Origin of the sequence: Dethiosulfatibacter aminovorans DSM 17477 (genome assembly GCF_900142005.1) — a bacterium.
Taxonomy (GTDB): domain Bacteria; phylum Bacillota; class Clostridia; order Tissierellales; family Dethiosulfatibacteraceae; genus Dethiosulfatibacter; species Dethiosulfatibacter aminovorans.
The window spans coordinates 12671-34190 of sequence record NZ_FQZL01000021.1 but is presented as its reverse complement, the minus strand read 5'-3'; the positions used below and the strand labels follow the sequence as shown (position 1 = coordinate 34190).

The 21520-nt window shown below is 41.3% G+C and carries 21 protein-coding genes and 1 other annotated feature; of the genes, 5 read left to right on the top strand and 16 right to left on the bottom strand.

Going from position 1 to position 21520, the window contains the following annotated elements; translation table 11 throughout:
• Nucleotides 1-2: 2 nt before the first annotated feature.
• The 7 genes from BUB05_RS12775 to BUB05_RS12750 all read right to left on the bottom strand — a co-directional run bounded on the left by BUB05_RS12775 (nucleotide 3) and on the right by BUB05_RS12750 (nucleotide 6775).
• The gene (locus BUB05_RS12775) at nucleotides 3-1376 is read right to left on the bottom strand and encodes a hypothetical protein (protein WP_073050009.1); all 1374 of its coding nucleotides are present in this window, start codon (nucleotides 1374-1376) and stop codon (nucleotides 3-5) included.
• Between the two features lie 228 nt (nucleotides 1377-1604).
• On the bottom strand, nucleotides 1605-1733 hold the full coding sequence (locus tag BUB05_RS18570) for an AgrD family cyclic lactone autoinducer peptide (RefSeq protein ID WP_139258015.1): 129 nt from the start codon (nucleotides 1731-1733) through the stop codon (nucleotides 1605-1607).
• Nucleotides 1734-1771: 38 nt separating this feature from the next.
• On the bottom strand, nucleotides 1772-3070 hold the full coding sequence (locus BUB05_RS12770; protein ID WP_073050008.1) for a sensor histidine kinase: 1299 nt from the start codon (nucleotides 3068-3070) through the stop codon (nucleotides 1772-1774).
• A gap of 99 nt (nucleotides 3071-3169) precedes the next feature.
• Complete coding sequence (locus BUB05_RS12765) at nucleotides 3170-3781, bottom strand: accessory gene regulator ArgB-like protein (protein ID WP_073050007.1); 612 nt, start codon at nucleotides 3779-3781, stop codon at nucleotides 3170-3172.
• A 215-nt stretch (nucleotides 3782-3996) separates the two neighbouring features.
• On the bottom strand, nucleotides 3997-4722 hold the full coding sequence (locus BUB05_RS12760; RefSeq protein ID WP_073050006.1) for a LytR/AlgR family response regulator transcription factor: 726 nt from the start codon (nucleotides 4720-4722) through the stop codon (nucleotides 3997-3999).
• Between the two features lie 14 nt (nucleotides 4723-4736).
• Nucleotides 4737-5978: a competence/damage-inducible protein A gene (locus BUB05_RS12755; RefSeq protein WP_073050005.1), complete on the bottom strand. Its 1242-nt coding sequence runs from the start codon at nucleotides 5976-5978 to the stop codon at nucleotides 4737-4739.
• 5 nt (nucleotides 5979-5983) lie between these two features.
• Nucleotides 5984-6775, bottom strand: coding sequence for a ribonuclease H family protein (locus BUB05_RS12750; protein WP_073050004.1), 792 nt, complete (start codon nucleotides 6773-6775; stop codon nucleotides 5984-5986).
• 378 nt (nucleotides 6776-7153) lie between these two features.
• Between BUB05_RS12750 and BUB05_RS12745 the strand changes: the two genes are divergently transcribed.
• The gene (locus BUB05_RS12745) at nucleotides 7154-7645 is read left to right on the top strand and encodes a hypothetical protein (RefSeq protein WP_073050003.1); all 492 of its coding nucleotides are present in this window, start codon (nucleotides 7154-7156) and stop codon (nucleotides 7643-7645) included.
• A gap of 466 nt (nucleotides 7646-8111) precedes the next feature.
• Here BUB05_RS12745 and BUB05_RS12740 read toward each other — a convergent pair whose 3' ends face one another.
• The 4 genes from BUB05_RS12740 to BUB05_RS12725 all read right to left on the bottom strand — a co-directional run bounded on the left by BUB05_RS12740 (nucleotide 8112) and on the right by BUB05_RS12725 (nucleotide 11463).
• Nucleotides 8112-9350, bottom strand: a complete 1239-nt coding sequence (locus BUB05_RS12740; protein ID WP_073050002.1) for an argininosuccinate synthase — start codon at nucleotides 9348-9350, stop codon at nucleotides 8112-8114.
• Nucleotides 9351-9534: 184 nt separating this feature from the next.
• Nucleotides 9535-9745 (bottom strand) — a binding site (T-box leader).
• A gap of 106 nt (nucleotides 9746-9851) precedes the next feature.
• A complete protein-coding gene (locus tag BUB05_RS12735) occupies nucleotides 9852-10460 on the bottom strand; it encodes a LysO family transporter (RefSeq protein ID WP_073050001.1) in 609 nt (202 codons plus the stop codon).
• Nucleotides 10450-10773: a LysO family transporter gene (locus BUB05_RS12730; protein WP_073050000.1), complete on the bottom strand. Its 324-nt coding sequence runs from the start codon at nucleotides 10771-10773 to the stop codon at nucleotides 10450-10452. Before BUB05_RS12730 ends, BUB05_RS12735 begins: the two co-directional genes overlap by 11 nt.
• A 9-nt stretch (nucleotides 10774-10782) precedes the next feature.
• On the bottom strand, nucleotides 10783-11463 hold the full coding sequence (locus BUB05_RS12725; RefSeq protein WP_073049999.1) for a TraX family protein: 681 nt from the start codon (nucleotides 11461-11463) through the stop codon (nucleotides 10783-10785).
• A 297-nt stretch (nucleotides 11464-11760) separates the two neighbouring features.
• Here BUB05_RS12725 and BUB05_RS12720 point away from each other — a divergent pair, with 297 nt between their 5' ends.
• Both BUB05_RS12720 and BUB05_RS12715 read left to right on the top strand, forming a co-directional pair.
• Nucleotides 11761-12927 (top strand): phosphoglycerate dehydrogenase, encoded by a 1167-nt coding sequence (locus tag BUB05_RS12720; RefSeq protein ID WP_073049998.1) that lies wholly within the window; start codon nucleotides 11761-11763, stop codon nucleotides 12925-12927.
• Nucleotides 12928-13138: 211 nt separating this feature from the next.
• On the top strand, nucleotides 13139-13978 hold the full coding sequence (locus BUB05_RS12715) for a hypothetical protein (protein WP_073049997.1): 840 nt from the start codon (nucleotides 13139-13141) through the stop codon (nucleotides 13976-13978).
• 207 nt (nucleotides 13979-14185) lie between these two features.
• On the opposite strand, the gene BUB05_RS12710 is transcribed toward BUB05_RS12715, so the two are convergent.
• Entirely contained in the window at nucleotides 14186-15319 is a 1134-nt protein-coding gene (locus BUB05_RS12710) for a protein disulfide isomerase family protein (protein WP_073049996.1), read from the bottom strand.
• 148 nt (nucleotides 15320-15467) lie between these two features.
• Here BUB05_RS12710 and BUB05_RS12705 point away from each other — a divergent pair, with 148 nt between their 5' ends.
• Both BUB05_RS12705 and BUB05_RS12700 read left to right on the top strand, forming a co-directional pair.
• A complete protein-coding gene (locus BUB05_RS12705) occupies nucleotides 15468-15974 on the top strand; it encodes a VanZ family protein (RefSeq protein WP_073049995.1) in 507 nt (168 codons plus the stop codon).
• A 144-nt stretch (nucleotides 15975-16118) separates the two neighbouring features.
• On the top strand, nucleotides 16119-17009 hold the full coding sequence (locus BUB05_RS12700) for a M23 family metallopeptidase (protein WP_073049994.1): 891 nt from the start codon (nucleotides 16119-16121) through the stop codon (nucleotides 17007-17009).
• A 103-nt stretch (nucleotides 17010-17112) separates the two neighbouring features.
• On the opposite strand, the gene BUB05_RS12695 is transcribed toward BUB05_RS12700, so the two are convergent.
• Genes BUB05_RS12695 through BUB05_RS12680 form a run of 4 tightly spaced genes read right to left on the bottom strand, consistent with a single transcriptional unit; the run spans nucleotide 17113 to nucleotide 21297 of the window.
• On the bottom strand, nucleotides 17113-18294 hold the full coding sequence (locus BUB05_RS12695; protein ID WP_073049993.1) for a UxaA family hydrolase: 1182 nt from the start codon (nucleotides 18292-18294) through the stop codon (nucleotides 17113-17115).
• Nucleotides 18275-18640, bottom strand: coding sequence for a UxaA family hydrolase (locus tag BUB05_RS12690; protein ID WP_073049992.1), 366 nt, complete (start codon nucleotides 18638-18640; stop codon nucleotides 18275-18277). The genes BUB05_RS12695 and BUB05_RS12690 overlap by 20 nt, the downstream gene beginning before the upstream one ends.
• Complete coding sequence (locus tag BUB05_RS12685; protein ID WP_073050038.1) at nucleotides 18637-20160, bottom strand: BCCT family transporter; 1524 nt, start codon at nucleotides 20158-20160, stop codon at nucleotides 18637-18639. Before BUB05_RS12685 ends, BUB05_RS12690 begins: the two co-directional genes overlap by 4 nt.
• Before the next feature lie 18 nt (nucleotides 20161-20178).
• Nucleotides 20179-21297 carry a mandelate racemase/muconate lactonizing enzyme family protein gene (locus tag BUB05_RS12680; protein WP_073049991.1) on the bottom strand — a complete coding sequence of 373 codons (1119 nt, stop codon included), beginning with the start codon at nucleotides 21295-21297 and terminating at the stop codon, nucleotides 20179-20181.
• Between the last annotated feature and the right edge of the window lie 223 nt (nucleotides 21298-21520).

Below are 21520 nucleotides of genomic sequence, written 5' to 3'. Positions count from 1 at the left end.
CGTTAATACATTGGTTCAGGCGTAGCCTGCATCATCATCTGTGACAATGCCTGGAAAAGTGGATTTGTTCCCATTTCCTGCATGAATGCACCCATTATCTGCATTCCAACCTGCTGTGTTTCAGCCGATTCAGGATTTTCCGCCAGAGCCACGATATCTATACCGGTTTCCTCGATAGTGGAGTAATCCGTGAATGTCAGGTCCTCGTTTATTGAGTTGATGACATATTCTATGGATACATTGAACTTGGTTACACCTTCAATATCATCAGTTGATGAATACTCAGACGCAATTTCAGATTCTTCAAGTTCCTTCAGCGCATCCATGAATAGGTCCAGTGACATGTCCCAGTATATCATATTTCCGTCCTTGTCTATTCCCATCTTGTTGACAACCATGAAGGTCTCCTTGTCGGATCTTTCCCTCTGGGCAGTCAACTGTCCAATCATCTCCTCAATTCCGCTTTCATAGTTGGTTCTCAGGTCCTCTACAATCTGATTGAATTCTTCATATGGGTCTTCCATGCCCGGCTGATTGAAGAAGTCCTCACCATAAATATTCATGGTGAAGTCAAGATATTCCTGCGTCTTTGCAATTATTATGGCCTTTAGAGCAGGATCCGTCTTTGCCTCTTCAAGCAGGGGAAGAGCGAAATCTATGAACTGTGTCTCGTTGAATGAAAGCAGATATCCGTCGCATTTCACTGTTGATTTTTCTCCATCCCTGTCAACTTCCACATCAAAGGCTTCAGTCTCCACAAGAAGCCCTTCAAGACCTGTCTCTATCATGGTCCTGTACTTTTCCTCATCGAAATTTTCGGCTCCCTCAATTCCTTCGATGGAGTAGAAATCCTCAGAAAACTCTACGGAGTCCTTCATTATCCTTTTCATGTCGAAGTCGAACTGAGGAGCTTCCGTAGTACCGTTCATACTCATAGCTTGGTCCAAAAGCCTTGCATATCCTTCATATGTCATGAAGAAAGGCTGGTCAATCAATGTAGGCATTCCAAAAACCATCTTTTCTCCGTCCATGAAGAAATCTACGTCAAATGCCGATTCTCCCTGATAAACGACAGAAAAAAGTCCTTCCATGAAGAAATTCTCCATATCAGAGATATCCTGCTTTATGTCATAGCTAAACTCTATATCGTTAACGAGTTTTAGGATATCCAAATTTGGATTTTGTGCCGTTTCGTCAATTTCAAATTCCAGGTCTATATTCATGTCCACATCAGCCTTCTTGATCTCCACCTGCTTCTTCATTGAAGTTTCAATCTTCTCAAAGGTTGTCATGTCCGCCATTGGGTTCTGTCCTGCAAAGAAAAAGATTCCCCCGCCAATGACCACTACGGCCACCACTGCTATTATTATTTTCATCGTATTACTCATATTGTCTCGCAGACTCACGTCTGCTCTACCTCCTTATTCCCGACTAATTATATTGTACCTTAATTTATGTACCCATTAAAGCAAAAACTCATTCATAATTATTAAAATTGGTTAACAAACATCTCTGTCAGCTATTATGCATTATTCAAAAAACAAAAAATGCCTTGCGAAAGTTCCGTACAAAGCACTTTTTTATCTTCTTGATTCAATTCATTACTAGTCTTCCAGTTTAGGCTGATAAATCCCCAAAACACTACAGCTGCTTGCGGCCCTTTCAGCTACCACTAGAATCAGCATCAAAACCCCCAGATTCATGTTCCTTTTGATCTTTTTAAATACTTTCATGGCAATCCTCCCGAATCATATTTATATAAACTTGGCGTTTATATCATAATCTCCAAATCAAATACATTCCCTTCCTGCTTGATTTCCATGATGCCTTCGTATTTGTCCACGACCCTTCTTATGTTGGCAAGTCCCAGGCCGTGACTTTTCTTGTCCATCTTTCTGGTGGCAAGTTTTTCCCCTTCTCTTACCACCTTGCCGCCGAAGGAGTTCTTGATATTCATCTTGACCTTTCCAAGAGCATAGTTCATATATATGTCTATATATCTGTTGTCTTCTATCTTTTCGCAAGCTTCTATAGCATTGTCGATGGCATTGCTGAGCATGATGGTCATATCTATGTCCTTTATTTCAAGGCTTGCAGGCAACTTGACATCATAGTCCAACTGTATATCCATCTCCTCGGCTTTTCTTTTCTTATAACCGATTATGGAATTGACCAGACTGTTGCTTATGCTGAGCCTTTTACTCTCCACCGCTTCCGCATTTATTATGTCTCCTGCATAGTTTCCTGCCTTGTCCACATCATCGTTGTCTATGAGTCCCTTTATGGTTTCCACATGGTTGACATAGTCGTGCCTCTGGGACCTCAGATCATTGTAGAGATTCTCAATCTCGCCCATATATTCCGCCATGTTTTTATATTCCTTCTCTGAAGCCTCCATGACAAGAGTCTTTCTTTCGACACTTAGGACATGCCTCGTGTAAAAGATAAGAAAGGCACTCAGAAGGGCCATGCACAATAGCATTGTCATCAGGTAGTTTGTACCGCTTCCTGTCAGGTTCAGGTTCTCGTTGTAAAGCTTCAATCCCAGCATTCCTACTATGAAATTTATAGAAAGTATTGCTACAGCCATCATTACAGAAGGGGAAAAATCAATCTTTTCCCTGGTCAGGAATTTTCCTGTAAAGTAAACCGGTATGATCAGATAGGTCTTGCTAAGTATGCCGTAGTATATCCTGTATATGTTGTAATCCATCAACACACTGGGTTCCAGGCTAAAATAATTTGTCAGGAATGCAATTACAATAAATTCGCCTATCGCGATAAAGGCAACAAACAATACAAATGATCCCAAAAACCTCAAAACCCTGACGCAGTACGAATATCTTGCAACAATGAATATTCCGAAGACAGGTACCACTGTCGCCATCAAACTTGTATGTCCAAGATAATGATTCATCATAACCATAAGCAAGGTGAACAACACCACTCCTGATATATCCACCAGGCTGTTTTTGTTCCTCTTTTCCAGACCCCTCGTGGCCAGAAAGAAAATTACCGCCAAATCAAATAAACTGGTTGAAAACTCCAGTATGAACTCGCCAATTGACATTAATAAATACCTCCAAAAATTAATCAATCAACAAGCATTATATATCAAAAAAGCGGGCATATCAACATGAATAGCATGTGAAACGACCGCATCTTCATTCTATTTCCCAATATTAAGGGGGAGAAGAGTAAAAGCCTCAAATGTCATCCCCATGTTGACCGCAGTTGCATAGTTGTCATATTCTGCAACAAACAGGAGTTCGCCGACGATAAGTACATACATAATGATCACTATCATCATGGTCTGTCCCTTGAACTTGCTTTTCTCATCACTGCTCAAGCTTCTGTTATGGTTCTCCACAGGAGCAAACCTTGAATATACGGCCAGTGAAACCATTATCAGCAATGTATTGATAACATGCACTTCTCCGAAATAATATGTGTATTCGGAAACGAACATGGAAACAAGAAGGAACCCCAAGGTAATTGTCGTACATTTAAGCAAGGTATCCATGTGGAATCCCCCTGCAAATGTCCTTGTGAATCCGAATCCTATGAAGAATAACAATGCCAGTAGTATGTCTCCAAAGACCAACCCCGCAATGGAAACAACTGTAAGCTGTACTACGGCAGTCTTTAGCACTTCCATGCCAAATACAATCCTGCTGTAGTCACCTTTGTCGGCAAAATCATTTTCTATGAAATAATCCGCTATCCTGTAGCTTGTTTTCCTCATTTCATCCCCCTCATCTCTTAATAAATCAACATTCACTAATCCTCCATAAAAAAACACTTCAATACATTTTTTGAGGTGTTTTTTTATCCCTGAATCAACGGCACAGCATCCCTTTAGCATTTTTCTGTACCGCATTTATGCTTGTCTAGACTATATCATCAAACAAATACCTTGGCAAGGGTCTTGGCCTAAACGACAGTTTAAACGGCCTAAACAACGGAAAATGACTATTTTTTATTCTGGTTTTTTCACTAAATCATGTTTTTAATGGTCCTGTCAACCCTATCCTTGAACTTCCTCCCTACAGGAATTATAATATCGCTGTTCCTAAGGTGAAGTTCATCATATGCATATTTTTCAATCTTCATTGTGTTCACCAGAAATCCCCTGTGGCATCTCAGGAAATATTTGCTCCCTGTTTTTTCTTCGAATTCATTCAGTGTTGCCCTGGGCTCGACGGTCGTTCCATCAACAAGGTGGATTTTCACACACTTGCCATTCTTTTCAAAACACAGTATGTCGTCATAGTAAAGCCTTCTGCTTTCCGACCTCATTACGACCTCTATGAATTTCAACTTGCTTGCAATAGCCTTATTCCTTATGTTTTCAACAGCCTTGTTCATCGTCTTGTTAAAGACCGCATTGTCTATGGGCTTCAACAGATAATTGAGGGCAAATACCTCATAGGCCTTGATGGAAAAGTCAGGATATGCAGTGACAAAGATTATTTCAGTGTTATCGTTCTTCATTCTTATCCTTTTTGCAATATCCACTCCGTTCAATTCATCTATATCCACATCAAGAAATACAATGTCATATTCATTACCGGCAAGTAAATCCAGGGCATCGGAACTCTTTCTTGCCCTGTCCGCCGTATATGATATATCGTCAAGATTCTTGAAATATTGTTCTATTGATTCAATTATCTTTCTCACCTGCTGGAGACTGTCATCCACAACCAGAATCTTAATTTCCATAACACACCTCTTGCCTATTTGAAGCTTTTCCTTATTACCCTGTTCATGAGGTCAAGTACCGAATTTGCAGACCTTTCCCTCACAGTGGCCCTCAGTCCGGGATAGTTCAACTTCCTTACCTCTGTCTTGCCATTATAGTATACACCGATGTAAACCAGGCCTACAGGCTTTTCCGCGGTTCCTCCTGTGGGACCTGCAACACCCGTGGTGGAAAGTCCAATATCTGCACCAGCCTTAAGGGCGGCTCCTCTGGCCATTTCCTCCGCAGTTTCAGCACTAACTGCACCATGGTCGATCAATGTCTGCTCCATCACTCCGAGAGTCCTCATCTTGGCTTCATTGCTGTATGTTACAAAGCCTTCAAGGAATGCCGAGGAAATCCCGGGGAAGTCAATAAGCTTGGAAGAAACTTCTCCTCCTGTACAGGATTCTGCCACTGCAACGGTCAGATTGTTTTCGAGAAGCAGTTGGGCAGAATGTTCTGCTATATTGTCCGATCCATTGGAATACACATTTTCACCCATTCTTTTCAGTATCTCATCTTCAATGGGCTTAATGAGCTCCTCCGCCTCTTCCTTTGTAGGCGCCTTCGCAGTGACTCTCAACACCACCCTTCCTTTTCCGGCAAAAGTTGCTATTGTAGGATTGGTCTGGTTCTCTATAAGGTCCATGATCATTGTTTCTGCAGTGGATTCGCCAAGTCCGGTAACTACAAATTTCTTTCCAAATATTACTCCGTCGGAATATTTCATAAGATAGGGAATAACCTGTTCCTCAAGCATCGGATACATCTCTCTTGGCGGCCCCGGCATCAAAACCGCAACCTTACCGTCAATATCCATGAGGCAGCCATTTGCAGTACCGTTGTTGTTTTTCAATATCTTCGACCCTTTTGGGAAATAGGCCTGTCTTATGTTGCTTTCGGGCATTTCCCTGTTGAGCCTTCCATAAAGAGCCTTCACATGATTGAAGCTGTCCTCGTCGTAGACCATTTCAACCTTGTTGTGGGCTGCAAGTATTTCCTTCGTTATATCGTCCTGGGTAGGTCCAAGCCCTCCCGTACACACAACTAGGTCCGCACGGCTGAAGGCAAGCTCGAAAGCCTCTCTCATCCTGCTGTGATTGTCTCCTACCACCGAATGGTAGAACACGTTTATTCCTATTTCAGCAAGCTTCTTCGATATATGCTGTGCATTGGTATTTGCTATATCTCCGTGCAATATTTCTGTTCCAAAGCATAAGATTTCTGCATTCATATTATTTACATCTCCCTCATCTTGTCCTTGGCATAAAGGTCGCACAAGGTATTTTCAAACTGGTTGGAATGCCCCTTTACCCATTCAAATTCTATGTATCTATTGTCCGTCAGGCTGGCAAACTCCTTCCAAAGCTCAATATTCTTGACCTTTGTGCCGTTTGCCGTATGCCAGTCGTTGAGCCTCCAGTTTACTATCCACTCCGTAAGACCCTTCCTCACATACTGTGAATCAGTGATTATCCTTACTTCCCGCTCATCCACGACCTTCTTGAGCCCGGCTATGGCTCCGGCCAGTTCCATCTGACTGCTGCCTGTCACATCCGACTTTTCGTAAATCTGTTCATAACTGCCGTCCCTGTGGTTTATTATTACACAATAGGCACCCTTGTTCTTTTCTTCATTGAAGCTTCCGTCAATATATATGGAACAAATATCTTCCTTGAATTTTTCGGCAACATAAATATGATCCCTGCCGTCTCTCTTGTCAACGACTATGATATTGCTTCTGTCGTTGAAAGCTGCAGTATCCTTTCCATCCCAAATGGAAAATTCAAGTATAAAACCGGGATAATAGGTCTTTGGCCTTTTATTGTGAAGAAGTTTCTTGAACTGGTAAAGATTCCTTTTCAGCAGATCGTAAACCGAATTGCCCTCCAGAGCCTCCATATCCAGTTTCTTTTCACCCGTATCAAAGCCAATTTCAATATTGTTTTCACAATCACTGATTTTTATAGTATAATAATTATTGTTTCCAGACAATATTTCCATCTTCAATTTTACAATATTTCTTTTCATAAGATCACAACCATCAAATTATCTTAACATTATAGCATATTTAATTTGATTTTAACCGAAATATCGTTCATTTTCGTAAAAATTATTATATAATGGTATTGGGTATATATGTTGTGATATTTAAAATAATGATGTTTTATCCCACAACAAGTTTCGTTCTGATTCATCCAACATTGGATATACAATTGAACCGTTTATATATACAATAACGCATGAATCAACTCAACTAGTGTTGTGATATTTAAAATAATGATGTTTTATCCCACAACAAGTTTCGTTCTGATTCATCCAACATTGGATATACAATTGAACCGTTTATATATACAATAACGCATGAATCAACTCAACTAGTGTTGTGATATAAAACTAGGAGGTATAATGATAAGGTTTGAAATAAATTCGAGTTCAAAAGTTCTGAGAACGGTGAGTTTGTCGCTTTTTCTCGTAGGACTTCTTCTAATAAGTTTTCCATCTTTCATAGGGATAGGACTCATAAGGGTAGTAGGAGTAATGCTGTCCATATTCTGCGGTTTTGGAATATATTATACTGAAGGCACAATCTGGGGAAGGGACAGGTCCTTCTTCCTGGTGGGAGTGCTTATAGGAATACTTGTTCTGGTATTTCCGGAGCTTGTAATGATAATATCAGGCCTGGGACTGCTGTCCTTCGGTATCTACAAGATGTTCTTCATAATCAGGGAGCATGACTATTCAAACAAGTATGAACTTGTAATATCCTGCCTCAGCCTCATAGCAGGAATAATACTTATGTTCAAGGGAAGAGCTGCAGTGGTCAACATAGTGAGGATAGTCGGTGTTGCCGTCATATCCTTCAGTGCAGTGCTTTTTTACAAGACGCTTGAACAGTGAACAAGCTAAATCCAGCACAGTAAAAGCATAATAAACTTTACCTCCCTACTCCGTCGGTACGACAATCACTAATTTATTAAAGGATGATTGGTCGCACCTCCAAGTCGAGACCTCGGTAAAATTTATTATGCTTTTTTAGTTGTCTAAATTTCACTATACTGTCATTATATAATAAACTCTAACAATAATTTTTATGTTTGGAATACACTAAGCTTAATTAGCAGTTACATTCGACTACGTAGAAATAGTATTATTTCTCAACGAGGTCTCGACTAATAGGTACCAACAATTACACTTACAGATATAAAAGTTGTTGTACCGGTGGCAAAACACCACCGTTTCAAGGTGTTTTGTATAAGGGAGTTGAAAATAATACTATTTCGTCCTTTCAAAGCCTATATTTGAATCCGGTCTTCGCAGACATAAAAAAAGAAGGCTGCCCACTGGGGGCAGCCGGGCTATTTATCTAAGCCTCTTTGCTCTTAAATGTCTTGTCCAGATATTCCTTTCCAAGACAGTGAGCTTTTATTTTAAAAGGAAGACTGACTAATTTAATGAATCCTTCAGCATCGTGATGATCAAACAGTTCACTGAATCCGAATGATGATATTTCATCATTGTAGATTGCGTATGGTGATTCCATACCTGCTGAAAGAATGTTGCCTTTGTACAACTGAACCTTAACCTTACCGGATACAGTTTCCTGAGTTTTATCTATAAACCCGTCAAAAGCCATTTTCAAACCGCTGTACCACATGCCGTTGTATACCAGCTCTGCATACTTGTTTGCAATTTGAGCCTTATAGTGCTGCACGTCTTTTTCAAGAACAAGTCTTTCAAGTTCTGAGTGTGCATACCAAAGGATTGTTCCACCTGGAGTTTCATACACTCCCCTTGATTTCATTCCTACCATTCTGTTTTCGAGTAAATCAATTACTCCAACTCCATGGTCTCCGCCTATTTTATTTAGAGTGGAAAGTATTTCCTTTCCAGACATTTCCTTGCCGTTCACCTTGATAGGTTTACCCTTGAAAAATTCTATCTCAACTATTTCAGGCTCGTCCTTGGCTTCCTGAAGAGTCTTTGTCATCATGAGAAGCTCTTTCATGTTGGGTTGGTTCTTTGGATCTTCAACATGTCCACCCTCGTGGCTTATATGAAGAAGGTTCTGGTCCCTTGAATAGATCTTTTCCCTTGTTACTGTAAGAGGAATATTCCTTTCCTCCGCATATTGAATTGCATCTTCCCTTGACTTGATGTCCCATATTCTCCAAGGTGCAATTATTTGTATAGTAGGGTCGATTGAAGCAATGACAGTTTCAATTCTTACCTGATCGTTTCCTTTTCCTGTACATCCGTGAGCAATATATTTTGCTCCTTCCTTGTGAGCAACCTCAACAAGGGTCTTTGCTATTATGGGTCTTGCTATTGCAGTTCCAAGAAGGTACTTGCCTTCGTAAACGGCATTTGCCTTCAAGGCATCAAATACAAATTCATCTACAAAATTGTCAGTAACATCTTCTGTGTATATCTTGCTTGCTCCAGCCAGCATAGCCTTTTTCTTGACTTCAGTCATGTCATCTTCCTGACCTACATTCACACAGCATGCTATAATTTCAAAATCATAGTTTTCCTTCAACCAAGGAATAATAATCGATGTATCCAGTCCACCTGAATATGCCAGTACTACTTTTTCTTTACTCATTTTTCTTTACCTCCAGTAAATTGCCTTCATTTTTTTAGCCTTTATTGGCTTGTTTCTAAAATTGGGTATAAAAAAACACACCCTTATGAAGAGGCGTGTATTCGCGGTACCACTCTTCTCGAAACGATGCATAAATATGCATGCATCAATAAATAGAAATTGTATAAAAAAACCGCCCTCTCACACAAGAGGCGGAATCTATCCACGTTACCACTCTATTTAAAGCTATCGCTTCATCTCTTTCATTATAACGGTATTTAACCGGGCTTCCATACTATAATTTCCGGGAACCTCTTCATGAGTTCTGTTCAGCGCAGTTTCACTATCGGACTTCCACCAACTCCGACTCGCTTAAGCTTCCCTTCTCGCTTACTTTTCTCAATCAATAGATTTAATTTGAATTTATATGAATTATAATACATGTTAATTACCATGTCAACACTTTTTATGCACTTTTTTGTATTTTTTTTAGTTTTCCCCAGAAAACATTGCTTCTTTCTTTTACATCTGCAGCTGCAGAATAGATACAATAAGAGGCACCAGTACAGGTACCAGAAGGGACATTACCATGCCGCTGACAAAAGCTACAACTGCAGTCTCTGCATTTGTATTTCTTGTTATTATTGGAAGAGTTGTGTCCATAGAAGTAGCACCTCCCAGTCCAACAGTTTCAAAAAAGCCTATATAACTGGCAGTATAGGATATGAACACTATTGCCAGTATCTCCCTGAATACATTTGTAAGGAATGCTATTGCACTAAGTTCAGCAGAATATGGAGCTATGAGTACAGGCGCAAGACTATACCAGCCAAAACCTGCAGCCACTGCTGCTCCTTCCAGTAGAGGCATTCCAAATATGAATGCTACGGCAATTCCTCCTGCCACGCATCCAACGGCTGCCGAAAAAGGCACCAGAATTATCTTGAATCCCATTTCCCTTAAATGGTCGAATACTTTTTTGTTGCTTCCTATATCAATCCCTACGAAGAACAACAAGAGGGATAGTCCGATATCCAGTAGGATATCAGTTGCCCCGTAAAAGGAAGGATCCATTATGTATAACCCTGAAAGTATTCCAGCTGCAAGTACAAGCAGAATTTTAATTGTCATGGCTGTTCCTCCCTTCATTCCTTGTGTTGTTTCCGCCTTTTATCAGAGTCTTGTCAAGAACAAAGACACCAAGTACGCCGCCCAATGCTGTCAATACAGCAAAGACACCTGACTTGAATCCTATTGTGCCTATGGTTTCAATGACCTCCCTGTTCATTCCAAGCCTTATGCCCATTACAAATATGAGCATGTATAAAAAGACCATTTGCATCTGGCCTGCCCTTTTCAAAAGCTTGTCATGGACTATTCCCTTGTAGCTCAGCACTCCTCCTATACCAAGAAGGACAAAATATATCAATACACCACTAAACATGATACACCCCTATAAGAATTTTTCTATCAATACTATTATGGCTATATGTACCGGATAAAACAGATATGAAATATACTTGTTTATCCTTATTTGTTTGAAGTTGCAATAAATTACCGGCACTGCCATTACACAGAGTGACTGGATGTAAAATGTCCAGTGAAAATGTCCATACTCCAACACTTTAAGAGAATCGTAAACAAGTGACAATGCCAGCAGCAGGAAAAATACCTTTTTTCTGTTTTCACCGAACAGATAAAATATGAGCACTATCAAAAGTCCGTATGCGCCATAGTCCATATTTAATATATCCGATATGAAGAGCATAACAACCCACAAAAGATTCTTCCTCTCATAAAGCCTCAACATCAGAAGTGCCATAAAAAATGTAAACATGACATTGAGGTAGAACTGGCCATGGGAAAAGAAATAGAAGGGCACCTGGGTTATGAGGGCAAAGACGAACATTCTTATCATATACTTGTTTATATCCCTCGTCCTTTTATATCCCATAGCCACATAATAGGCGAAGATCGGAAAGGCAATCCTTCCTATTACCCTCATAGCCATATAAATTGAAGTGCCGCTGGGTACAAGATAGTATCCCACATGATCAATAAGCATTGTAACCATTGCAATTATCTTGAGCCAGTCACTTCTTCTTTCAGTTTGAATCATTTCATTTATATTCATCGTAATTTCTCCGCTCGTATATATATTTATATTATCGGTTTGACCTAACTACAATATCATATAGAGGCCTTCCTTACAATATATTATTAATAACGGATTTCTTTCCTTTTAAGAATAACTTTTTCAATACCGTAGGAAGCAAACCGCGTCTGCACATTTGTAGCTTCGGTACAAACGATTGTCGTTAATTTCTTGACAAAAATTGCTTTTTTATCATAATTTAGCTTGAACTATTTATTAATATTTGTTAATATTGTTCATAAGATTTTTTAATAATTAATATAAAGAGGTGCAAAAATGTTTAATATTACAACTTTCAACAAAATATCAAACGAAGGCCTGAAACACTTTGACAAGGATTCATATAGCCTTACTCCTGATGATATATCCAATGCTGACGGAGTGGTTCTTAGAAGTTATAAAATGCACGACACTGTACTTCCCGATACGCTGAAAGCAATCGCAAGGGCAGGTGCAGGTACAAACAATGTTCCTGTTGAAAAATGTTCCGAAAAGGGAATAGTAGTATTCAACGCTCCCGGAGCAAATGCAAATGGGGTTAAGGAAATGACTCTTCTTGCACTTTTGGCTTCTTCAAGAAAGGTAAACGACGGAATCAAATGGGTGAACAACCTTGACGGTGACGTTGAAAAACAGGTTGAAAAAGGCAAGAGCCAGTTTGCAGGTCCTGAAATCATGGGTAAGACTCTAGGCGTCGTAGGACTTGGAGCCATAGGTGTACTGGTTGCAAACATGGGAATCAAGCTTGGAATGAAGGTAATAGGATATGATCCGTATATCTCTGTACAAAAGGCAATCGGCCTTTCATGGGATGTAAAGTACTCTTCTTCACTTGACGAGCTCTTCGGACAGGCTGACTATGTATCTCTTCACATACCATTAGTAGACAAGACAAAAGGATTCATGGACGAAGAAAACATCTCAAAAATGAAAAAAGGTGCAAGACTCATAAACATGTCAAGAGGCGGACTTGTAAATGATGCGGCAATCCTTAAAGCTATAGATGAAGGAAGAGTGAGTTCATTCGTAACTGATTTCCCAACTGACGACCTTATCAACAAGAATGGAGTGGTATGCATCCCTCACCTTGGAGCTTCAACTCCCGAATCAGAGGAAAACTGTGCAAGAATGGTTGTTAACCAGCTTATAGACTATCTTGAGAATGGTAACATTACAAACTCTGTAAACTTCCCAAACTGTTCACTTGAAAGAACTGAAGGAACACACAGGATTGTGGTTCTCAACAAAAACGTTCCAAACATGATAGGTTCACTTACTGCAGTATTCTCTAAGTACAATGCAAATATCATAGAAATGGTGAACAAGAGCAAGGGTGACTATGCTTACAACATCATCGACATCGCAGGAACTGAAGTAAATGAAGAGAAAATCGAAGAGCTTAAGAGCATAGATGGCATCATCAAGGTAAGACTTGTAGACTAGTCTCAGCCGATACTGAAATGAATAATTAGCAATCACAGGCGGGAACATAGCGTTCCCGTTTTTTTGATGCCCTATAAAATCTTCTCGCAAAAATTAACAAAAAATAACACAATTATTGTTGATTCACTATTCATTGGGTAAATAATATATGGTGGCTCATGCCTCTGGGAACTAAAAGTGTTGATATCTAAAATATAAGGAGGGTTTTTTTGTGAAAAAATTAAGTATACTGTTAATAGTGACATTAATTCTTGGCATAACTCTCACTACAGCGATGGCTTTAGAAGATGCAGATGGAACAAAACTATCAGGTGAACACTATACGCTCAACATAATAGGCGTAACCAATCCCAAAACAGCTGACATGACAGGCAGCAACAGGAACACAATATTTGTGCCACTTGAAGGAAAATCTAAAATTTCTCTAATGGAAAACAACCAAGCCGATCCCGATAATATCGATATTAAAAAGGATCTTCAAGTAATCGACGGCAATGCTTTCCCTGTTGGAACTGAACGGATTGGTGAAGCGATATTTATGCTTCCCGCTCCTGGTCTAGATCCATATGTTATTGGACAAGATATGACCGGTGTAGACGTTTTGTCAGCCTACTCCATTTATGTAAGACCATTGGGAAAACCATTAGGTTCAGCAACCATTACAACATGTGCTGACATTATAGAAGATGGTGAAAATGGTTTAAAAGACTTCCTCAGCAAATCTAATATCAAAGTGCTGAATGATGCAGCTGATTTAGGCGGTTACGCTTCAATAGAGCAAGTGGGTAGCCTTGTAGAAAATCTTGTTACATACAGAACCAAAGGCAAGACTCAATTCACAAATGTAACAGCTGAATTGACTACTATAGTACTCAAAGTTGGAATATTTGTAGAAGACGAGTTAGTTGAAACAATCTATGTCCGCGTACCGATATTTGATGAAATACTTGAAAACGAATACTGGGAATATGACAACAACGGCCTCAAGCATCTGCAGGTTCGCTTCTACCCAATTGAAACCGATGTAAGTTTAGGTGATGGAGACCTATAGCCCTGCCAGCGCTGGATTAGCTACAAAGTAACATCATTTTTCACCAAAAATAATGTTAAATAATTAGAGGCTATATAAACACTTTTATTGACGGGGATCAGGTCATTAAGAACGGGCAATTATTTGCCCGTTTTTTGATTGCAAAAATTTCATTTCAAAAAACAAAAAGAACCGTCCCTTTTGTTTTTTGAGACGGTTTCATAATAATCAGTTGTTCTTAACCCACTGAACGAGGGTATCCATATCCGGCACTGCCGGAAGGGTAGTATCCTCTCCAGCCTTGAAAAGCTTTAAGCTCGGGAATGAAGTGATATTGTATTCCGTCAGTAGATCCCCAGCTTCCTTCTCATTGAGCACTCCAACCCTTGCTACATCTGCAAGTGCCACTGCAGTGTTGTAGAATGGCAGTTCCATTTCTTCACACAGCTCGTTGCCGTTCTGGAAGAAAAGTACCAGAGCCTTTTCTTCTCCTGTAATCATATCTGCAAAGTTTTCAGCATCGAGTTCGACAGGTCCGTATTCCCTCTGTGACTGGTACTTGTAGTTCTGTATCAGTCCGAATTCCTCAGCCATTGAAGATTCGATCAACCCTTCGGAAATAAGGTCCTCTGCCAGTGTTCTTGCGCTTTCAAGTCTTGATGCTCCCAGAGCATTATATGTAGCAATTACAAGATGATATCTTTTCAAATTGTCCTCTGTAGGCTCGATATTATCAGTAAGCCCTGTTATTTCTCCTAGCTTCAGGGCGTTTTCATATGCATATGATGTCTCGTATCCAAGTGCCCTCAGGTAGAAAGTCAAAAGCTGCTGCATGGTAACTGAATCCTTCGCTCCGAAGATATTGTTCTCAGGAACCGTTCCAAGGGCTATCCCCTTCAGGTAGGCTCTTCCCACATAAGGCTTGGCCCAGTCGCTTACATCACTAAAAGGACATTGCTCTTCCGATGACGGCTCCCATCCAAGAGCCGATACTATCATCTTCATGGCCTGTTCCCTGTTCATGTCTCCTTCAAGGTTGGGCTCATACTTTTCTGTGGAGACTCCATTGAAAAGACCAAGGTCGTAAAGCACCTTTCCGTATTCATAGGCTTCCTTAAGCTCTCCACTGTAGTCGTTTTCTTCCTCTGCAGGTTCTTCAGCCGCTTCTTCAGGTTCCTCTGAAGATTCTTCCGTATCTGCTTCGGACTGTTCAACCACTTCGTCTCCTGTTTCACCAGGTTCTTCCTGTATATCTTCAGCTGGCTCTTCAGACTCCGCCGGTTCCTCCGTAGTTTCCTGAGGCGAGCAGGCAGCAAGCACCATTGCCAATATCAAAACTAATATCAAATATGTTTTCTTCATAGGTCTCCTCCAAATATTGCTATATTGATTTTTACCCAATTATTGTTAAACTAAACAATATTATACTACACTATTGAAATTTTCACCAATCAATGTTATAAATAGATACAACAAAGAAACTTCATATCAACACGGGAGATTGCATTTAATGAACAAAATTCTAAAAACATTTTTCAAATTGATCATATATATACTATTTGCAGCATACCTTGCATACCTTTTCGACCTTGTATTCTTCAGGTTCAGGGCAAGCATAACATCCATAGACGAAATGCTGCCCCTGGAACACTACCTGAAACATTCGGCAAATTTCAGGCCGTTCAAGACAATAATGAACTACATCGACAATATAGGAAACCTGCCAGCCTACATCATAGTAACAAATATTCTTGGCAATATTGCAGCTTTTATTCCCTTCGGTATTTTCCTTCCCCTGGCACTTGGATTCAAGGGGATTGGCAATGCAATGTTGCACAGCTTCCTGTTCAGTCTTTTCATCGAAACCATGCAAATGCTATTGAGGGTAGGCTCCTTCGATGTGGATGACATAATTCTCAACACCCTCGGAGGACTCCTTGGGTACGGAATCTACCTCCTCTCATCACGATACTACAGCAAACTCTTTAGGTCAGATGAAGCAACTACGTTGCGGTAGACGCTTAAGCGGATATCATCACCGTAGAAAGCTTACATAATACCAAAACTCCAACGCTTCAGGGAGTTTTAAAGACAAAAGCTTTCTGGAGGTCAGATGAAGCAACTACGTTGCGGTAGCTTTAAATAAATTTGGAGGAATGCTATGAAAAGTTTCATCATTTATATTATGATACTTATTTCTACAACTGCAGTTCCCATGATGGAAGAAGCTTTACAGCCACCTGAGCTTGTACTCGAATCCGAATATAATTGCCCGGGAAATATTCTTGTCCTCAGCGTAGAAAATCCTCCGGTCAACAGTGAAATAACAATGGCTACAGATATTTCACACGGTCTTCTCTCGGAAGGCCTCATTGATGGAGCATACTATTTCTTCATACCCATAGATATCTGGGAGGAGGCCGGCGCCTACTCTGTGGATGTATCTGTAGATGACCTGAATCTCGGCAGGCACTATGACCTTTCCAGTGAAATAATGCTGACAGACTGGGATTTCAAGATACAGTATCTCTACGTATCAGATGAAGTATATGAATCGACAAACAACGACGATGCCTATAGGGAGTTCAGGGAAAGGGTACAGACGGCAAGAGGCAATTCAGACAAGGAAAAATACTGGGAAGGAAAATTTATCCTCCCCTTTGATGATTTCACACTGACTACGGATTTCGGCGAGAAGAGATTTGTCAACGACCAGCTAACGTCTACAAGACATTCGGGACTGGACCTTGCCGCCCCCACAGGTACTGAGATCCATGCCTGCAACAACGGAAGGGTAGCTCTGGCCGAATATGTCACCCTTACAGGCAACACTCTGGTGATCGACCACGGAATGGGACTCTTCACAAGCTATTACCACATGGACACCATAGATGTCGAAAAAGGAGACTTCCTTGAAAAGGGCGACTATGTTGGAACTGTGGGATCAACAGGATTTTCGACAGGCCCCCACCTCCATTGGTCCATATCCATATACAACACCTATGTTAACACCCATCAGGTCCTTGACGGGGAACTCTTCAAGAGTCAGTAGCATTGCTAATCGAGAAAGTTAAACAAAGGCTGCATCAAGATAGATTCAACTTCTTGATGCAGCCTTTTAAACTTTGCTTCATTCCTTCAGTGATTCAAATTTTCTATAGTCTGTTTGCACACCTGAGGTTCAGCAGTTTGTCAAGCCTCTGGTCCTTCTGGTAGAGGGTAAGGGTAGACTCTCCAATGCCTTCTATGCTTGTCTTCTGCCCGTCAGCCGTTTCAATTATTTTCTCGACTATCCTGTCCGACACCTGTCCAATGGATTCCTCGCCAGTCATTATACCCCTTGCATCAACATCCATGTCGTCGTTGAAAAGGTCCTGGTTGCCGCTTACCCTTATTACGGGCACTATGGAGTTGTTGAATCCTGCCGCGCCGCTGGTCCACAATATGATGTGGGCGCCGTGGGATGCGAAATTCACGCCTGCTCCTCCGCAAAGCATGGTGGCCTCCGATAGGTAGAAGCCTGGATCCTTGGGTACATCTATGAAATCCTTGTTTATCTGAAGTATGTCAACAATCTCTTTTGTTCCCGTCTTGTGAAGGGACCCCAGGGACTTCTCCTCTATTGTTGTAAGTCCGCCTACACTGTTACCTATGCTCATGGTTTCAACATCGGTGCCTTCGACACTCCACCTTAATCTCTCGTTCTCTATGAGATGATTTATCTTTTCTGCAACTTCAGGCGATGAAGCCCTTCCGTCAAGAACTTCCTGACATCCCTGCAATTCGAAAAGCTCGCCGGCGATGCATGTGGCGCCCAGGTCCACCATCTTGTCCACGGCATCTCCCACACTTGGGTTGGATGCTATTCCCGAGCTGGTATCGGATCCTCCGCATTTGACTCCAACAATAAGTCTGGACACAGGTATTTCCTTCCTTTCAAAGGAAAGTGCATAATCCCGGATTTTCTTCATCTTCCCTATTCCGGCTTCAACTGCCTTTCTAGTTCCGCCTTCCTTTTGGCATGTCAGTGTGTCCGTCATCTTTCCCGATTCGGCAATCCTGTCAGCAATCTGCTCAGGAAGTATGCTTCCGCACCCCATTGCAATAACCAATACTCCTGCAACATTGGGATTTTTCCCAACTGCCACCATCTGATTGAAGGTCTCTTCGTTTCCTCCCAGCATGCATGTGTACCAGTTTGTCAAAACCACTGCTTCTTCAAATTCTTTTTCTATGCCCCTGGCTATTCCCTCGCAGCATTCATCCACTGCTATTATTAGGAGCTTGTTCCTGATTCCTACTGTTCCGTCAGGCCTTTCATATCCCATGAATTTCATGAATTTCACCTCCCACCTGATCTATATTCATCTGTCTCATAATTTCTTTCTTGAAGGTTTCCGGGATGTCTACCACAAGGCTTTTAACATTGTGGACATGAACCAGTCCACCTTTTCCAATACCCCTTGTGCATTCCCCTATGACAGCTCCGTACTTTATAACATTTTCACCTTCTTCGATATCCACAAGGGCTATCTTGTTTCCGAAGGGTATGTCGTCTATGCACCGGCAGTCAAGAATATGTTCATTCTCTTCTGAATAAACCTGAGCAAGGTCCCCTGCCTTGAAATCGTCAAGAGCCGTAGCAACCGTATCCTTATGGTTCATCCTTACAAATCTTTTCATATTGTCGCCTCTTTTTTGTCTTCCGCTTTACCGTCTTCAGTCATCCAACCCATCCATCCTTTCACCATGACGATCATGATGAAGATGATTGGAACTCCTGTAAGTATTGCAGCTGTCTTGATCGTATTGAGATTGGCTCCAATGAATATCATAGTCAAAGGTACCAGCGCCAGCGCTATACACCAGAACAGCCTGTGCATGGGATGTGGCTCCTCGTTTTCCTTGAGTCCAGGCGTAGCTGTAGACGCCATTGTGAACGCCGCTCCGTCAAGGGTCGTTGAAAGGAACAACACTGATACTATGCAGAACACGATCATGAATATTTCACTGAAAGGCAATGTGTTCATGACTTCAATTATTGCCAGGGTGTCCTGTCCGTTGGCCAGCATACCAACCATGTCAACAGCACCACTCAGCTGTCTTTCCATCGAAAGGCTTGAAATTACGCCGAAGAAGAAGAAACATCCTATACTTCCACTTACTATGGTATTTACTATTACAGACCTCAGTGTCCTTCCCTTGGAAACCTTGGCAATGAATATGCCTGTGAATGGAGCATATGTAATCCAATACAGCCAGTAGAATATTGTCCATGACTGAGGGAATCCGGACTGGCCTATTGAATCCGTATAAAGGCTCATCTGTACGAAGTTCTGAAGCATAAGACCAAGTGAATTGACAATATTGTTGATTATGAACATTCCGGGTCCAAGGATTATTATGAAGATACAAAAAACTATGGCAAGCTTTGTATTCCAATTCGATATTCTGGACATTCCCTTCTGTATGCCTATGTATGAACTCAGTGAATATACAACCGATATGACAAGTATCAGTACTACATTCATGGCAAATGAAGGTTCAATTCCTATTACACTTGACAAAACCCTTGAAACCAAAGGCACTGATACACCCAAAGTGATGCTCAGACCACCGAAGCAAATGAAAATGAACATTACATCTACAAGTCTTCCTATGAATCCGTTCTGCTTGATTCCTGTTGATGCGCTTATCATTGCGCTAAGGCTAAGGCCTTGGTTTTTCCTCACATAGAAGTGGTAGCACATTGGCAGTCCAACCAGTGCATAGAGTGTCCATGCTGAAAAGCCCCAATGGAACATGTTGTACGGAAGCGCCATCTCGAAGGCTCTCTGTGTACCCGCCTCGATTCCAAGACCCGGTGTTCCGATATAATATGCCCATTCAATAAATGCCCAGTAAACAGTTGCCGATCCCAAACCGCAGCTGATCATCATTGCAACCCACTTGAAGGTTGAATACTGAGGATCCTCGTCCCCAAGCCTTATCTTTCCATACTTGCTGACAGCAACTCCCACCAGCAGCAAAAATCCTAAAAATGTGAACAGTAAAGTCACCGAGCCGAATATATTTGTCATGGCTCCAAAAATCCTGTTGGCCACCGCCTGGGACCTTTCAGGAAAACTGTACAGCAGCCCTACTACAAGAAGTACGACAGAAACGCTCACAGAAATTAAAAGTTTATCAATTCTTTTATCCATTATTATCATTCCTTTCCTTTATATCATCCTATATTTTTCAATTATATCCTCATCCAACTCTACCCCAAGACCGGGCGCCTCAGGAACCTTTATGACACCGTTTTCAAATGGTATCTGGTTTTTCACCAGATGTTTAAAGAGAGGACTTGTGCTCTGAGAATACTCGATCAGATCAGTAGTCTCGCATGATGCAAGGAAATGTGCCGTTGCTGCTATGAGTATTCCGGTACTGAATCCATGAGGCACCAGTTTGACATTGTATTCCCTTGACAGGTCATATATCTTTCTGGCTTCAGTGATCCCTCCGCACCTTGTGATGTCAGGCTGTATGAGGTCAGGCTTTCCTATTGAAAGAAAAGATTCAAACTCGTATGCAGTAGTAAGTGTCTCTCCTCCCGCTATCATGGGCTTTATTGAATCGCCCAGGTCCCTGTAGCCTCTCAAATCGTCCGACCCGACAGGTTCCTCTATCCAGTTAAGGTTGAACTCCTCCAGTCTTCTTGCCATCATGAGCGTATGCTCCGGAGTCTTCCACTTTGCAGCCAGATCAATCTGAAGTTCAAATCCCTCTCCCGCCTCTTCTCTTACTGCCTTTATTATATCATAGTCGGTATCAGGATCGTCTCCAAGTATTCCTCCTCCGAACTTGAGGCTTGTGAATCCCTTGTCCTTAAGCTTTCTTACAATCGCCCTGTTCTCTTCAGGCGTGTCTGCAGGTATGAAGGTTCCATAGGCCCTTATTTCATCCCTGTGCTTTCCTCCAAGAAGCTCATATACGGGTTTGTTGTTATACTTCCCTGCGATGTCCCATAACGCTATGTCAACAGCACTGATGGCATGAATTCCCGCTCCCCTTCTTCCAAGATAATTTGATTTTTCATACATTTCCTTCCACAGTTTTTCTATCTCCAGTGGATTCTTCCCCAGCAGCACTTCCTTTAAGCCGAAGCATGCAAGATTGGAATTGGGTGTCTCTATGATGCTCTTCACCACTAGTGGCGATGTATCGGATTCTCCTACTCCAGTTATACCTTCGTCAGTATGTATCCTTACTACAACCGCATCTTCTCCCCAGACGCATATCTTTCCCCTGGGCGGAACCCTCAGGCAAATAACTTCCACATCTGTAATATACATATGATTCCTCCTAAATTTATTGTCGACAACTGCCTATCTATAAAGCAATATCCGTGCCAACTTTTTTCAACGTTGGAATTTCAACGCTTCCAGATATGAATCATTTTTTCTGATGAAAAAACTTCCAAAAAAACGAAAAACCGAGTCGTTTTCGCCTCGATTTTTCGTCATATTATTTGAACATTACTGTTTTCAAAGTCTTTATCTCAAGCGAATCGAAAGC

Bases quoted from the DNA above. Each gene is read 5' to 3' on its own strand.
- BUB05_RS12725 (WP_073049999.1), bottom strand. From the start codon at position 11,463: ATGAATATAAATGAAATGATTCAAACTGAAAGAAGAAGTGACTGGCTC.
- BUB05_RS12695 (WP_073049993.1), bottom strand. From the start codon at position 18,294: ATGAAATTCATGGGATATGAAAGGCCTGACGGAACAGTAGGAATCAGG.
- BUB05_RS12710 (WP_073049996.1), bottom strand. From the start codon at position 15,319: ATGAAGAAAACATATTTGATATTAGTTTTGATATTGGCAATGGTGCTT.
- BUB05_RS12680 (WP_073049991.1), bottom strand. From the start codon at position 21,297: ATGTATATTACAGATGTGGAAGTTATTTGCCTGAGGGTTCCGCCCAGG.
- BUB05_RS12720 (WP_073049998.1), top strand. From the start codon at position 11,761: ATGTTTAATATTACAACTTTCAACAAAATATCAAACGAAGGCCTGAAA.
- BUB05_RS12685 (WP_073050038.1), bottom strand. From the start codon at position 20,160: ATGGATAAAAGAATTGATAAACTTTTAATTTCTGTGAGCGTTTCTGTC.
- BUB05_RS12705 (WP_073049995.1), top strand. From the start codon at position 15,468: ATGAACAAAATTCTAAAAACATTTTTCAAATTGATCATATATATACTA.
- BUB05_RS12690 (WP_073049992.1), bottom strand. From the start codon at position 18,640: ATGAAAAGATTTGTAAGGATGAACCATAAGGATACGGTTGCTACGGCT.
- BUB05_RS12750 (WP_073050004.1), bottom strand. From the start codon at position 6,775: ATGAAAAGAAATATTGTAAAATTGAAGATGGAAATATTGTCTGGAAAC.
- BUB05_RS12740 (WP_073050002.1), bottom strand. From the start codon at position 9,350: ATGAGTAAAGAAAAAGTAGTACTGGCATATTCAGGTGGACTGGATACA.
- BUB05_RS12760 (WP_073050006.1), bottom strand. From the start codon at position 4,722: ATGGAAATTAAGATTCTGGTTGTGGATGACAGTCTCCAGCAGGTGAGA.
- BUB05_RS12775 (WP_073050009.1), bottom strand. From the start codon at position 1,376: ATGAAAATAATAATAGCAGTGGTGGCCGTAGTGGTCATTGGCGGGGGA.
- BUB05_RS12745 (WP_073050003.1), top strand. From the start codon at position 7,154: ATGATAAGGTTTGAAATAAATTCGAGTTCAAAAGTTCTGAGAACGGTG.
- BUB05_RS18570 (WP_139258015.1), bottom strand. From the start codon at position 1,733: ATGAAAGTATTTAAAAAGATCAAAAGGAACATGAATCTGGGGGTTTTG.
- BUB05_RS12755 (WP_073050005.1), bottom strand. From the start codon at position 5,978: ATGAATGCAGAAATCTTATGCTTTGGAACAGAAATATTGCACGGAGAT.
- BUB05_RS12735 (WP_073050001.1), bottom strand. From the start codon at position 10,460: ATGACAATTAAAATTCTGCTTGTACTTGCAGCTGGAATACTTTCAGGG.
- BUB05_RS12700 (WP_073049994.1), top strand. From the start codon at position 16,119: ATGAAAAGTTTCATCATTTATATTATGATACTTATTTCTACAACTGCA.
- BUB05_RS12770 (WP_073050008.1), bottom strand. From the start codon at position 3,070: ATGTCAATTGGCGAGTTCATACTGGAGTTTTCAACCAGTTTATTTGAT.
- BUB05_RS12730 (WP_073050000.1), bottom strand. From the start codon at position 10,773: ATGTTTAGTGGTGTATTGATATATTTTGTCCTTCTTGGTATAGGAGGA.